At 38.8% G+C, this 14,045-nt stretch carries 15 protein-coding genes and 1 pseudogene; 7 read left to right on the plus strand and 9 right to left on the minus strand.

All coding sequences use genetic code 11. The annotated features are described in order from the left end of the window. The first annotated feature begins 80 nt into the window (after window positions 1-80). Complete coding sequence (rpoH, locus tag I6F65_RS04685) at window positions 81-944, plus strand: RNA polymerase sigma factor RpoH (protein WP_166108810.1); 864 nt, start codon at window positions 81-83, stop codon at window positions 942-944. Window positions 945-1,132: 188 nt separating this feature from the next. Here the strand turns inward: rpoH and I6F65_RS04690 are convergent, their stop codons facing one another. From I6F65_RS04690 to gpmM, 4 genes are all read right to left on the minus strand, one after another. Beyond that, the gene (locus tag I6F65_RS04690) at window positions 1,133-1,882 is read right to left on the minus strand and encodes a divergent polysaccharide deacetylase family protein (protein ID WP_197111725.1); all 750 of its coding nucleotides are present in this window, start codon (window positions 1,880-1,882) and stop codon (window positions 1,133-1,135) included. Between the two features lie 98 nt (window positions 1,883-1,980). After that, window positions 1,981-3,240, minus strand: a complete 1,260-nt coding sequence (locus I6F65_RS04695; protein ID WP_197111727.1) for a S41 family peptidase — start codon at window positions 3,238-3,240, stop codon at window positions 1,981-1,983. Window positions 3,241-3,274: 34 nt separating this feature from the next. Then, complete coding sequence (locus I6F65_RS04700; protein WP_197111728.1) at window positions 3,275-4,414, minus strand: murein hydrolase activator EnvC; 1,140 nt, start codon at window positions 4,412-4,414, stop codon at window positions 3,275-3,277. A 3-nt stretch (window positions 4,415-4,417) separates the two neighbouring features. After that, entirely contained in the window at window positions 4,418-5,962 is a 1,545-nt protein-coding gene (gpmM, locus tag I6F65_RS04705) for a 2,3-bisphosphoglycerate-independent phosphoglycerate mutase (protein ID WP_197111730.1), read from the minus strand. Between the two features lie 272 nt (window positions 5,963-6,234). On the opposite strand from gpmM, the gene I6F65_RS04710 reads away from it, so the two are divergent. Genes I6F65_RS04710 through gpsA form a run of 4 tightly spaced genes read left to right on the plus strand, consistent with a single transcriptional unit; the run spans window position 6,235 to window position 8,487 of the window. Beyond that, window positions 6,235-6,666, plus strand: coding sequence for a rhodanese-like domain-containing protein (locus tag I6F65_RS04710; RefSeq protein ID WP_024612455.1), 432 nt, complete (start codon window positions 6,235-6,237; stop codon window positions 6,664-6,666). 32 nt (window positions 6,667-6,698) lie between these two features. Then, entirely contained in the window at window positions 6,699-6,956 is a 258-nt protein-coding gene (gene grxC, locus I6F65_RS04715) for a glutaredoxin 3 (protein ID WP_077536886.1), read from the plus strand. A gap of 34 nt (window positions 6,957-6,990) precedes the next feature. Continuing rightward, on the plus strand, window positions 6,991-7,476 hold the full coding sequence (gene secB, locus I6F65_RS04720; RefSeq protein WP_024612457.1) for a protein-export chaperone SecB: 486 nt from the start codon (window positions 6,991-6,993) through the stop codon (window positions 7,474-7,476). A gap of 3 nt (window positions 7,477-7,479) precedes the next feature. Then, window positions 7,480-8,487 carry an NAD(P)H-dependent glycerol-3-phosphate dehydrogenase gene (gene gpsA, locus I6F65_RS04725; protein ID WP_166108814.1) on the plus strand — a complete coding sequence of 336 codons (1,008 nt, stop codon included), beginning with the start codon at window positions 7,480-7,482 and terminating at the stop codon, window positions 8,485-8,487. Window positions 8,488-8,557: 70 nt separating this feature from the next. Here gpsA and trmL read toward each other — a convergent pair whose 3' ends face one another. Next, window positions 8,558-9,022 (minus strand): tRNA (uridine(34)/cytosine(34)/5-carboxymethylaminomethyluridine(34)-2'-O)-methyltransferase TrmL, encoded by a 465-nt coding sequence (gene trmL / locus I6F65_RS04730; protein WP_024612459.1) that lies wholly within the window; start codon window positions 9,020-9,022, stop codon window positions 8,558-8,560. A 159-nt stretch (window positions 9,023-9,181) separates the two neighbouring features. Between trmL and I6F65_RS04735 the strand changes: the two genes are divergently transcribed. Next, window positions 9,182-10,024 carry a cation diffusion facilitator family transporter gene (locus I6F65_RS04735; RefSeq protein ID WP_166108920.1) on the plus strand — a complete coding sequence of 281 codons (843 nt, stop codon included), beginning with the start codon at window positions 9,182-9,184 and terminating at the stop codon, window positions 10,022-10,024. Between the two features lie 94 nt (window positions 10,025-10,118). On the opposite strand, the gene I6F65_RS04740 is transcribed toward I6F65_RS04735, so the two are convergent. The 3 genes from I6F65_RS04740 to I6F65_RS04750 are packed head-to-tail and all read right to left on the minus strand — an operon-like array spanning window position 10,119 to window position 13,152. Further along, window positions 10,119-11,066: an alpha/beta fold hydrolase gene (locus tag I6F65_RS04740; protein WP_197111732.1), complete on the minus strand. Its 948-nt coding sequence runs from the start codon at window positions 11,064-11,066 to the stop codon at window positions 10,119-10,121. A 3-nt stretch (window positions 11,067-11,069) separates the two neighbouring features. Beyond that, window positions 11,070-12,485 carry an ATP-binding protein gene (locus tag I6F65_RS04745; protein ID WP_197111734.1) on the minus strand — a complete coding sequence of 472 codons (1,416 nt, stop codon included), beginning with the start codon at window positions 12,483-12,485 and terminating at the stop codon, window positions 11,070-11,072. After that, window positions 12,463-13,152 carry a response regulator gene (locus I6F65_RS04750; RefSeq protein WP_024612463.1) on the minus strand — a complete coding sequence of 230 codons (690 nt, stop codon included), beginning with the start codon at window positions 13,150-13,152 and terminating at the stop codon, window positions 12,463-12,465. Before I6F65_RS04750 ends, I6F65_RS04745 begins: the two co-directional genes overlap by 23 nt. Before the next feature lie 211 nt (window positions 13,153-13,363). Here I6F65_RS04750 and I6F65_RS04755 point away from each other — a divergent pair, with 211 nt between their 5' ends. Continuing rightward, a complete protein-coding gene (locus I6F65_RS04755) occupies window positions 13,364-13,852 on the plus strand; it encodes a Spy/CpxP family protein refolding chaperone (RefSeq protein WP_197111736.1) in 489 nt (162 codons plus the stop codon). Window positions 13,853-13,905: 53 nt separating this feature from the next. On the opposite strand, the pseudogene I6F65_RS04760 reads toward I6F65_RS04755, so the two are convergent. Next, window positions 13,906-14,045, minus strand: a pseudogene (locus I6F65_RS04760) (IS4 family transposase); the annotation flags it as partial.

The following is a 14,045-nucleotide window of genomic DNA, read 5'->3' on the forward strand; positions in this document are numbered from 1 at the left end:
AAAAAAGTTTTAAATTGGGGTTAGCACTCTTAGAGAAAGAGTGCTAAGATAGTTTCAAATGTTTATCACCGAGGTGAAAAATGAGTAAAGATTTATACGCAATGGCACTTACAGTCGGACAACAAAGCGCAAGCATGGACGGTTACCTTCAAGCGGTAAGCACTATCCCTATGCTTAAAGTTGAACAAGAGCAAGAACTTGCTAAAAGGCTTCAAGACGAAGGCGATCTTAGTGCTGCCAAGCAACTCATTATGTCGCATTTACGCTTTGTAGCACATATTGCTAAAAGCTACTCGGGATACGGTTTACCACAAGCAGACTTAATCCAAGAAGGCAATATAGGCCTGATGAAAGCGGTTAAACGTTTCGACCCAGCAGTGGGTGTTCGTTTAGTATCGTTTGCAGTGCATTGGATTAAAGCAGAGATTCATGAGTTTGTGCTTAAAAACTGGCGCATAGTTAAAGTTGCGACCACTAAAGCGCAACGTAAATTGTTTTTTAATCTTCGTAAAAATAAAAAACGTTTAGGTTGGTTTAACCAATCAGAGGTTAGCACTGTAGCTAGCGAGCTAGGTGTAAGTGAAAAAGAAGTTCGTGAAATGGAGTCGCGTATGAGCGGCCAAGACATGGGCTTTGACTTAACTGGTGACGATGATGATAACGCGCCAACAAGCACTTACTCACCAGTACAGTATTTAACAGATGGCGCAGCCGATTTAGCTGACGACGTTGAGCAACAACAATGGAAAGAGCAAGCACATACTCGTTTGTTTAGTGCACTTAAAACACTAGACGAACGTTCGCAAGATATTGTTAGTGCTCGTTGGTTGTCAGATGACAAGGCAACACTGCAAGAGCTTGCGCAAAAGTACAGTGTATCTGCTGAACGTGTTCGCCAATTAGAAAAAACAGCGATGAAAAAGCTACAAAGCGCTATGAGTTAATACTGCTCAAGCTACAAAATTTAAAAAGCCCTGCATGAAAATGCGGGGCTTTTTTGCTTTTAAGCCTTATAAAAACAAAAAATAGCAGATGCTAAGTAGTAATAAATATCATAAGTTTAAATGCCAATATTTAAGTATTCAATTAACACCGCTTTAAGTGCTTTTTGTTTTGAGTTAAGCGTTATGACTTATCTAGCATTTCCCGCCTTTCCCTCAGATTGCGCTAACTGAATATACTTTCGCTCAACCAACTGCGACACAGGTACTAATTCAAAACCTTGTTCTGTTAGTCTAGGCAATGCATGGCGTAGAAATTCAATAGTTTCAGGGTAGGGATGGGCAATCGCAATGGCAAAGTTATGATCTGTTGCTTGTTGTTTTAACTCATTTAATCTGAGTTGTAATTGCTCTGTTGTGGTTATATTGTCTAAAAATACTTGGCGGCTAATATTCGCAACACCCAAAAAGTTAGCGGCGTTTTGGGCTTGGCTTAAACCCGTTGTGCGGCTATCTAAAAAGTATAAGTTTCGTTTTTTAAGTACTTCCATCGTCCACTGCATTGCCTGGCTTTGTTGCGTTAGTGCTGATCCCATATGATTATTAACGCCTTTTACTTGCGGTAGGCTTGCGAGAGCCGTACCGAGCGTCTGTTGAAGCTGCTTTTTATTCATATTTAACGTGAGCCCGCCCGGACCTAGTTCTTTGCCATTTAATGCCTGCATAGGTATGTGTAATAATAATTCTTTATTTGATTGACTGGCGAGTGTTGCAAAAATTTGTGAATAAGGGGTATGAGGCAAAATTGAATACGTCAATTGCCCAGGTAAGGAGAGAAATTCTAAATCTCGTTGGTGATAGCCTATATCATCAATCACTATCGCTATTTGTTTAGCTTTAACAGCAGTAGATGCAAAGCAAACAACGAATAAAAACGACATTATTATTCTTATATTTATGTTTTTCACCGGTATAGTTTTCACGTTTATAATTATTATTATCTTTTTAATGTCAGTACATAGCCCTAAATAAAGCTCGTTTATTGCATACTGAGTAATTGTTTTGCTTTAACTAATTGTAGATCGGCTAAATTATCAAAGTGTAATTGCTGAGTACCATTAGCTTGTTCATTTTTTATTATAACGGCTTTATTGCTTTGTGAAAGAGTTGTTTGATTAATCGCCACGTCGGGCGTTATACCTATGCCATCTATTGATGCTCCCGATGGTGTGAAGTACTTAGCGGTAGTGAGTTTTATTGCTGTATTTCCGTCAGCTAAAGGAATGAGTGTTTGTACTGACCCTTTGCCAAACGATTGGCTTCCTACAATTTTAGCGCGTTTATTATCTTTTAAAGCCGCAGCTAAAATTTCGGCGGCAGAGGCTGAATTTTCGTTGATAAGCACCACGATTGGCGCTCCTTTTAAAATATCTCCACGCTTAGCGTAAAAAGCTTGATTAGCGTCATAAAAGCGTCCTTTGGTTGTAACAATAGTGCCGCTTTGTAAGAACAAATCAGATACTGCTACTGCACTTTGCAATGTCCCTCCTGGATTATCACGCAAATCAATAACAAGCCCTTTAAGTGAGTGACCATAGTTACTTTGCATTGCAGCAACCTGCATAGCCACTTCATGTAATGTGTGATTAGAAAAAGCATTAATTGCCAAATAACCGGTACCGGAGTCTAAAAGTTGGCTTGTAGCGCTTTCTAGGTTTATTTCAGTTCGAGTCACATTAAAAGAAATATTATTTTTATTTCGTTGCACAGTTAGGTTTATATTTGCAAATTCACTATCTCTTATTAAAGCTGCTACTTGATCAATTGTAAGACTTTCAATAGTTTGCTTGTTTACACTTATAATAATATCGTTAGGTAAAACGCCTGCATTTTTAGCGGGTGAGTTATTAACAACATCTACGATAGTCATTTTTCCTTCAATATTTTTAACTTCAATTCCTAAACCGGTATAGCGTCCATTTGTATTATCAAATAACGCGGTGAGTTCTTGCTCATCTAAATACTTAGAGTAGGGATCGAGTTTTGCGTATAAAAGCTCAAATTGTTGGTTGTCATATTCTATATGCTCACTGTTTTTAAGTGCTAAATCTTCTACATAATAAGCTTGAATATTAAATAAAATCTCATTGATTTTTTTATTTTTTAATTCTTTTACTGAACTTGCAAATACGTTGTTCGACAGTACCAAGAGGATTATTAAGATAAGCAAACACAGGCTTAGTGCTAAGCCTGTGTTTGTATTTTTTAAAGTGTATGGGGTAGTGGTTTTATTATTCATTAGCTGCTCCAGTGCGGCGCAGCGGTTAATTTAATTAAATTCGTCTGCACCATTTTACAGGATTTACTGCACGTCCCTTATGGCGTATTTCAAAGTATAGACCAGAACTGGCTTGTCCGCCGCTTTGCCCAACTAAAGCAAGGGTTTCGCCTTCACGTACCATATCGCCCACATCTTTTAGAAGTGTTTGAGCATGACCGTATAGGCTCATAAAACCTTCACCATGATCTACAACTATTACCCAACCATAACCTTTTAACCAATCAGCAAATACAACTTGTCCATTTTGCACACTGTTAATATTTGCACCTTCTTTTGCGCCGATTAATACGCCTTTCCAATCAATGCCACCATGTTTGCGCTGACCAAACGTATGCTCTAATTTACCTTTACTTGGCCAGTTTAGTTTGCCTTTACTTTTATTTAGCCCGAGTAATTCTATTTTTTGTGTTTTTTCTTTTTCGAGTTCTTCGATGGTGGTAATTAAGGTTTGTTGGTTTTCTTTTAAATAGTTAATCGAACTTTTGGTGCCGTTGATCTGTGCTTTTAAGTTTTTAAAATTAGTTTGTCGTTCTTTTTGCGCACTAACTAACGCTGTTTGTCGTCTTTTTTGTTCATCATGTAAGGCGACTAATTTTTGCTCTGTTTTAGCAAGTTCAATTTGGTTTTGTACTATTTGCTGCTGAAGTTCTTTTAACTCTTCAATTTGTTCTATTCGCGCTTTATTTAAATAATTGTAGTAGCTAAGTGTTCGTTCAAATTTAGCCGTATCTTCTTGGTTCAACATCATTTTAGAGTAGTCATCGCCACCAGCCATATACGCGCTTTTTATTTGCGCGGCTAAAATGCGTTGAAATTCAGTATGCTTTTCATCAAGTTGTCCAGCTTTTTGCTGCTGCTGTTTTTGTTGTTGTTGGGTTTCTTTAACTGATTGCTCTGCCATGTTTAAGGCTTTGGCGTTTTTAGCTATATCGAGTTCGTGACTTTTGAGGCTTTTTTGTAATTTAGCTATTTTTTTACGTTGTGCATCATATTCTGCTCGGCTTTGCTCAAGTGCATTTTGAACTTCTGATAAGTCTTTTTTAGTACGATCTTCGTTAGCGACTGCAGGAGCAGCCGCTAATGAAGTGAGTATTAATCCGCACTTAATTAACCGGTTAATACGTCTATTCATTTGTTATTTCAACGTCATGATAGGTTTGCCTGTCATTTCACTTGGTTGTTCCATACCCATTAAGTGAAGCATAGTTGGTGCAACATCACTTAATGCTTTACCTGTTGATGCTGTTGCATCGCGACCTACATAAATAAATGGAACTGGTTCGCTAGTATGTGCAGTGTGCGCTTGACCTGTTTTAAGGTTTGCCATTTGCTCTGCGTTACCATGATCGGCCGTTATTAATGCCTCACCACCAAATTCTGTAAGCGCATCAACAACTCGACCAATGCAACTATCTACAGCTTCACATGCTTTAACTGCTGCTTCAAATACACCAGAATGACCAACCATATCGCCATTAGGGTAGTTACAAATAATGGCGTCGTATTTACCGCTTTTAATTGCTGCTATTAGCTTATCGGTTAGCATTTCTGAGTTCATTTCAGGTTGTAAGTCATACGTTGCTACTTGAGGTGAAGGAATTAGCTCGCGCGTTTCGCCTTTAAACTCATCTTCTCGTCCACCACTAAAGAAAAACGTAACATGTGCGTACTTTTCGGTTTCTGAAATACGTAACTGTGTTTTGCCATGTTTTTCAAACCACTCGCCAAGTACATTAACTAAAGGCGTAGGACCAAATGCTACTGGCGCATCAATATCGGCAGCATATTCTGTCATCATTACAAATGCGCTCAGCTTAGGCGTACTTTTTTTAGTAAATCCATCAAAGCTTGGTTCAACAAAAGCACGTGTGATTTCTCGGGCTCTGTCGGCTCTAAAGTTAGCAAATATAAGTGTGTCGCCATCATTTATAGCGGCTGATTTAGCGCCTTTAGGTACAATAGTTGTTGCGGCTACAAACTCGTCGTTTTCGTCGCGCTCATAAGCTGCTTCAAGAGCTGTTACGCCATTGTCATAATTAAAGTCGCCTTCGGCTAATGCAATTACGTTGTAGGCTTTTTCTACGCGGTTCCAACGATTATCTCTGTCCATTGCATAATAACGACCAACTAATGAGGCTAATCGACCACATTTGAGTTTTGCAAATAACGCTTCAATGCGCTCAATTGATTCTTTAGCGCTGCGAGGAGGTGTATCGCGGCCGTCTAAAAAGCCATGAAAGTACACTTCTTTTGCACCACGTTTTGCAGCAAGTTCAATGCTTGCCACAATATGATCTTCGTGACTGTGCACACCGCCGGGGCTCAGTAGTCCCATAATATGTACAGCTTTACCTGCTTTAACGGCTTTATCTATATTTTCTACAAGTGCTGGCGTTGAATCAAATTCGCCATCGTTAATTGCTTTAGTAATGCGAGTAAAATCTTGATAAACAACACGTCCTGCGCCTAAATTTACATGGCCAACTTCTGAGTTGCCCATTTGACCATCAGGAAGACCAACATCAAAACCTGAGGCTGAAATTAATGTATGAGGGCGTGTAGCCCATAAATCGTCTAATACCGGCGTGTTTGCTGCAAGAATAGCGTTACTTTGCTCATCTTCGCGGTATCCCCAACCGTCTAAAATCATTAATACCAGTGGTTTTTTATGTTCTGTCATAGTAGCTCCTGAATAATTGGCACCTGTCTCGCTTTAGCATACCGTGTTTTGTAGCTAGGATCAGCAATCAAAACAGCATATTAAAATTTTTCATTGTGCGATATAAAGTAAAGTCGTTAATGCACGCTGGATAACTTATATATGGGGCGTTTTATGTACTTTTAAACAGTCCCTAAACTCGCATTTTAAGTTGGTTTGGGTATACTTGCGTGGTTCAAGTCTAAAATATCTAAAACATAGCGTTTTAGGATGTAATTTATAGTGGAAGTCGAATGGATCAATATATTGAATTTATCACCAATCACCCAATTTTAAGCCTTGCTTGGGTTGGTATTGTATTTCTTATCGTTAGTGGCTGGATAAAAAGTAAGCTTTCAGCCGTTCGCCAAATAAACCCTCAGCAACTTACGTTACTTATTAACCGCGATGATGGTCAGGTAATAGATATACGTGCACAAAAAGAGTTTAAAGTTGGGCATATTTCGGGTGCAGAACACTTAGTTCCAGAAAAAGCTAAACAATCTGACTTTTCAAGCCTTGAAAAGTACAAGACTAAACCCATTATAATAGTATGTACTACAGGTATGACTGCCCAAGGTACTGCAGCCGCTATGAGTAAAGCCGGTTTTGAACGTGTTTACTTATTAGCCGGTGGCATGGGTGCATGGCAATCTGCCAGCTTACCAACTACAACAGGTCGCTAATCATTTTTAGCTAGACCGATAGAGGATTTATTATGAGTAATGTTGTTTTATACACCAAAGCGTATTGTCCATTTTGTCAGCGCGCACTTTCGCTTTTAAATAGCAAAGGCGTAGAATATACAAATATAGATATTGGTGTTCAGCCTGAGCTACGCGATGAAATGATTGCTAAAGCAGGCGGCGCAAGCACAGTACCGCAAATTTTTATTAATGATGAACATATCGGTGGCTGCGACGACATGATGGCTATTGAAGCGCAAGGTAAACTTGACGCTAAGCTAAGCGCTTAATTTAATTATAATAACGAACAAGTTAGGAATAACAATGAACGAAGAAAACCAAAACGTAGCAGCCCAAGAAAGCGGCGCACAATTTACTATTCAACGTATTTACACTAAAGATGTGTCGTTTGAAACGCCAAATTCACCGGCTATTTTTCAAAAAGAATGGACACCAGAAGTTAAGCTAGACTTAGACACTCGCTCTAACAAGTTAGACGAAGGTGTATTTGAAGTTGTTTTAGCACTAACTGTTACAGCTTCTCTTGGTGAAGAAACTGCGTTTTTATGTGAAATTCAACAAGCGGGTATTTTTACTATTGCTGATGTTGAAGAAGCACAACTAGCGCATATGCTCGGTGCATTTTGTCCTAACGTGTTATTCCCATATGCACGTGAAGCAGTATCAAACCTAGTTAACCGTGGTACTTTCCCACAGCTTAACCTTGCGCCAGTAAATTTTGACGCATTGTTTGCACAGTACATGCAACAACGTACTGCGCCAGCTGACCAGGTTACAGCAGACGCGTAATTTATGAGTACAGCAACGACAGCTGTTACTGTATTAGGGGCGGGGTCTTATGGCACCGCCCTTGCTATTTGTTTAGCCCGAAATGGTCATAATGTGACTCTTTGGGGTAGAAATAGCGACGACGTTGCCACGCTTGCAGCTGAGCGGAAAAATCAACGTTACTTACCTGATGCTCCATTCCCAGATACTCTATCTTTAGAAGCCGATTTACAACGTGCTGTTGCCAGTAGTCCTATTGTTCTTGTTGTTGTGCCAAGCCATGCCTTTGGCGATACGCTTAAGCAAATAAAACCAGCGTTACAAAAGGGTGCAAAGTTAGCATGGGCAACTAAAGGGCTTGAACCAAATACTGGTCGTTTACTGCAAGAAGTTGCTTTGCAAGAACTTGGCGGTGACATTCCATTAGCGGTACTTTCGGGTCCAACATTTGCAAAAGAAATGGCGATGGGTTCACCTACAGCTATTTCGGTGTCTTCTACTTCTACTGAGTTTGCTCAGCAGTTAGCTGATTTACTTCATTGTGGACGTTCATTTCGTGTGTATAACAATGATGATTTTATTGGCATACAACTTGGTGGCGCTGTTAAAAATGTAATTGCAATTGGCGCAGGTATTTCGGATGGTGTAGGTTTTGGCGCAAATGCACGTACAGCACTTATTACACGTGGGCTTGCTGAACTTACACGATTAGGTTGTGCACTGGGCGCAAAACCAGAAACCTTTATGGGAATGGCAGGGCTGGGGGACTTAATACTCACCTGTACTGATAATCAGTCTCGTAATCGTCGATTTGGTTTAGCGTTAGGTAAAGGTGAAAGCGTAGATGCTGCCATTGAGTCAATTGGTCAAGTAGTTGAAGGCTTTAGGAACACCAAAGAAGTATATTTATTAGCGCAACGTACCGGTGTAGAAATGCCGATCACTGAGCAAATTTATAAAGTACTTTATGAAAATAAAGATATGAAAGAAGCAGCAATGGCGCTATTGGGTCGAGAGCAACGTTCTGAATAAATTTATAAGCATTTATAAAACTAAAAAACCGACAATTATGTCGGTTTTTTGTTGTTTAGCTCAAAGCTATTTACTGCGCGTTAGGAAAACCTAGCTGACGCCACGATTCGTAAACAAATACAGCTACCGCGTTAGATAGATTCATACTACGGCTATTTGCTTGCATAGGAATGCGGACACGTTGCTCATTTGGCAAAGCTTGAATCATCTCGTCAGGAAGACCGCGTGTTTCTGGTCCAAATACTAAACAATCACCAGCTTCGTAACTTGCTTCATGATGAAATTGGCTGCCTTTAGTGGTGCATGCATATATTTTTTTTGGTTTGCACTTTTCAAGATAATCTTCAAATGAAGCATGGCGTTGCACATGGCTAAACTCATGGTAATCAAGACCTGCACGTTTTACGCGTTTATCGTCCCATTCAAAACCTAATGGCTCAATTAAATGTAATGCGTAGCCAGTATTTGCACATAGGCGAATAATATTACCCGTGTTAGGAGGTATTTCAGGTTGGTATAAAACAATATCCAGCATAATAAGCCTTTTAAATAATCTGTAGTTTAACGGCTTTCAGTATACACGAAACCCTTCAAAAAAATGATATACTCAAGCCATTGAATACTCTTATTAGCGGATAAAAACGTGCATAACCGCAGTTACGAATTTTGGGTTAAAACTTCCAGTATTGTTACCATGGTAATGGTAAGTTTAATGATTGCAGCAAAAGCATGGGCATGGCTTGCATCGGGGTCGGCTTCAATGCTTGGCTCGTTAACCGATTCATTAATGGATATTACAGCCACGGCAATGAGCTTATTGGTATTAGGTTATGCACTGCGTCCTGCTGATGACGATCACCGGTTTGGTCATGGTAAAGCAGAGGCATTAGCTGGATTAGGGCAAGCAGCGTTTATTGCAGGCTCGGCTTGTTTACTGGCATTTCATGGTATTGAACGTTTATTTAACCCTGTTGTACTTAGCCACTCTTTATTGGGTGTTTGGGTGAGTGTTTTTGCAATTGCTTGTACGCTTGTTATTGTTTATGTACAAAATAAAGTAGTTAAATACACCGATTCAATAGCAATAAAAGCAGATTCGGTGCATTACAAAGGCGATTTAATTTTAAATACAGCAGTACTACTTGCCATTTTACTAGCTTATTATGGCGTGTTGTATGCCGATCCTATTTTTGCTATTGGCGTTGCAGGTTACTTAATTTATAACAGTTGGGATATAGCCCGCGATAGCGCCGATCACTTAATGGATAAAGAACTCCCTGATGATGAAAAGCAAAGCATTTTAGACATAGCTAAAGCGCATAGCGATGTACATGGTGTGCATGACATTCGCACACGCCAAGGCGGGAAAGTAAAATTTATTCAAATGCACTTAGAGCTAGATGACAACTTAACGCTTATTCGTGCGCACAATATTGCTGACGAAGTTGAAGCATTAATCGCAAAAGAGTTTGAATCTGAGGTTGATATATTAATTCACCTAGACCCATTGTCGGTGCTTAACCTGACCTCTGATTAAGCGGTTTGTGAATACATTGAACCATAATGCTATTTAAACTTACTTTTTTCTAGCAAGTAAATTCAAGGGAATTAGTGTTGAAAATAGCTGCTTGTTAAGCCGTAACTGACTCACAAAATGTATACAAGCTAGTTAATAACGGTTGGCGTATTTCGTCACGTTCAAAAAATAGTTCGTGTTTAGCACCAGCAAAGCTCTCGATTACTGTATTTTTGTGCCTTTTTGCTAGTGTATATTGTGCGTTGTTATCGACTACTTCGTCGTTTTGTGCGCTGGCAATATAAAGTGGAATATTAACGGCTAATCTATCTATTGAAGATATAAACGAAAAAGCGGTATGTAACCAACCATAGGTAACCCCACCTAACTGCAACATTGAATCTTTTTGGTAAGTTTGCCTAAATAAATCGTAACGTATTTGACTACTTGTTAAAACATTTAACGCAAAATCAATTGGGCTATAATCTGTTTGCCCAAGTGCATAACTGTACTGAAAACCTAGTAAATTTGCGCTACTTGCAACTAATTTAGCTAACGGCTTAGGTGTGCCTTTTGTGTAAATGTCGAGCATTGGAGCCGATAAAAAAGCGCCACTATAGCTATGCTCAAAATGTGCTAAGTAATCAAATGCAATAGCGCCCCCCATTGAGTGGCTAACTAATACCTTTTTGCCTTGCCAATAAGTGTCCACAATTTTTGCATTAAATAAATCAAAATCGAGACTGTAATTTTTAAAGCATTTTACATAACCTTTATGCTTATTTTTTAAATGACGATAAGAGCGACCTTGCCCTTGATGATCGACTATAAATACAGCAAAGTTATTATTATAAAGCTCCCACAATAGCTCTTTGTATTTATCGAGCCCTTCAATGCGTCCGGAACTAATTACAATAGCCGTATGCGCATTATTTGGCTTAGCATAAGCGTAAAAAAGTTGCCCGCAAGGCGTACTTAAATAAGACTTAATCAGCGTATTATCATAAAAGCTGTTAATGGCCGATTGATTACTTTTAAGTTCGCTCTCACTACTATAAAACATGGTTTACTCTTTTATTATTGGCAACGTAATATTAGCACAAAGGCCACCTTGCTTTTTATTTGATAACACTAAATTTCCGCCATGTGCGGTAATCGCATTTTTAGCGATAGCTAAACCTAAGCCTGTGCCACCACTAACACGATCTCTCGCATCAGATTGTCTAAAAAACGGCTCACATAGCTTGTTAAGCTGATCATTAGGTACACCCGGACCATCATCACAAATTTCTATATATATAGCGTCACTGTGCTTTAGGCTAATGCTGATGGTGTTTTTGGCGTATTTTATTGCATTGCGTAATAAATTTTCAAGTGCGCTGGCTATAAGGGTTTCATCGCAGTCAATATTTACCTCTGCACTACCACTTATTTGCAGTTGCTTATTATTTTGTTTGGCTTCAAATTGTGCATCGTTAAGAACATGCTCAACAATAATTTGCAGAGATTGCGTATGTAATGAAAGCGCCTGGCTTTTTGCCTCTAAGCGTGAAACTTGTAATACATCGGTAATCATTTTATCAAGCTGATTAGCTTCTTTTTCAATGCGTAGTAAATACGATTGGCTTGCTTCGTTTGCTTGCATTTGTGCAAGCCCCGTTGCCATTTTTAAACGCGTAAGGGGGGAGCGTAATTCGTGAGATATATCGGCAAGTAAACGTTTTTGAGAGCTAATTAACAGCTCCAATTGATTAGCCATGCTGTTAAAGTCGCGACCTAATACACCTAACTCATCTTTTCGATTTATAGAAATGGCAGCCCTTGCGCTTAAATCTCCGCTAGAGAGTTTAACAGCGGCTTTTTTTAGGCTATTTATAGGTGCAATTAAATTGCGACTAAATAAAAAACTTAAAATAAGGGAGGCAAAAATAGCGATAGATACTTTCATCCAGCCAGGCATTAACTTTAAACGAATAAAAAGAGGTTGTTGGTGGTTCATATCTATTTCGTATAGATAAAAATCGCCCGCTGGTACTGTTATTTTTATTGGACCAAAAGCCTGGTATTTTTCTGTAAAAATAATTTGCGGTGACATATTTTTTGTAAAATTAAGTAAGCTTAAATCGACATCAATTGGGACTTCTTTATTGGTTAAAGAGTCCTCTGATTGTTCAGCACTTAAATACAGCAATTTGCGTTTTGAAAGGCGAGGGTGAGATAGCATATCGTTAAGTGTACGCTTATGTTTTATTACTGAGCGCTCTATATTTTTAGCGGTATAAATTAAGTTTTTTTCCATTGGTCCATGTAATGGCTCGTTGGTTACTGCATTAATCGCTGTAATATTACTTAAAAATACCAACGCTGCAACAGTGCCTATTATAGTCAACCAAAACCATATAAATATTTTAAAAAATAAATAGTGGTTAGGATGCTTAAGCCAAGAAAACAAAGTGGGCTTATTCGCCTTGGATGAATACATAGCCAGTGCCTCGCATTGTTTTAATTCGTTCTGTTGATATGTGCTCAGCTATTTTTTTACGGATATTACTTACATGCATATCAATAGATCGGTCAAATGATGCTAAACGGCGACCAAGCACTTCTTCACTAATTAACTCTTTACTGACCACCTCGCCCGCACTTTTACAAAGTAAGGCAAGTATTTCATATTCAGTGCCGGTTAGTGTGAGCACATTATTATCAATAGCGGCTTCTCGCGAGGCTAAATTAACCGTTATACCGTTAACCAGTAGTTTGCTACTTGTGGTGACATTGAGGCTATTAATATGTTCTATGCGTCGTGTAATTGCTTTAACGCGTGCAAGTAATTCTCGGTGATTAAATGGTTTAGGTATGTAATCGTCAGCGCCTAGCTCTAAACCAAAAATACGGTCAAAGTCTTCACCCTTTGCAGTAAGCATAATTACTGGGGTTAACTTTGTTTGCCTAAGTTGTTTAAGTACTTCAAAGCCATCAAGGGTAGGTAGCATTACATCAAGTAATATAAGTGCATAGTCATTAGTTTGCGCTAACTTTAAGCCTTGCTCACCGTCGTGTACACTTTGTATTTCAAAGCCTTGAGCGGTTAAGTATTCGCTTAATAGTTCACAAAGACCCGTATCGTCATCAATCATTAATAGTTTCATTTACAAACCCTTAGAGTTGTTTATAGCGTTATTTTACGCCCTAAATAGTGCAAAAGTGAATCTTTACACAACCTTTACACTGCTTTGCGTTACTTTGCATTGAAGAAGGTATAGTTAACTCAGCTGATTGAGGACTTACAACCAACCTCGTTTTATTAATAGCCCAATCAATAATGCAATTAATAGTACAACCAATAGTAAGGTAACGATTATGACTAAATTAAATACACTTTCAAAATTAGTACTTGTTTTTGGCCTAGCAACAGCAACACTTGGTGCTAGTAGCGTAATGGCTAAAGGCGACGGGCATAGACAAGGTAATTCACCAGCACGCTTTTTACTTTCTGAGCGCGGTGCTGACAAACTTGAGCTAACAGATGAGCAGCAAACTAAATTAAAGGCTATTTTTGAAGCGCAAAAAACGCAAATGCAAGCGTTAAGAGGCACCGATAAAGAAGCGCGTAAAGCACAGCGCACAGCTAATAAAGCTAAAATGGATGCATTATTATCGGCTGCTACGTTTGACGAAAATGCAGCAAAAGAATTATTAACACAACGCCACGAAAAAGGTGAAGAAATGGGTTTAATTAAATTAAAAACTCAACACCAAGTATGGCAAGTGCTAAACACAGAGCAACGTGAAAAGTTTGAAAAAATGCAAAAGCGTATGGGTAAAAAACACAGTAAACAAAAAAGTTAATAGTACTTTTTTGTAAATATTAAAAAGCCAGCTATATGCTTAACACCATTCAGTTAAGCATGCTTTGACTTAATGGTGTACCGAGTTTTTGAAATCCGAACGGTCCTACTTTTGGGCCGTTTTCTTTTTTCTGGAAGAATATAACGTTTCACTCGTTCTCGCATTGCCCTTAATTTCTTTGGAATTGAACCTG

The organism is Pseudoalteromonas sp. SWXJZ94C (assembly GCF_015864385.1).
Taxonomy (GTDB): domain Bacteria; phylum Pseudomonadota; class Gammaproteobacteria; order Enterobacterales; family Alteromonadaceae; genus Pseudoalteromonas.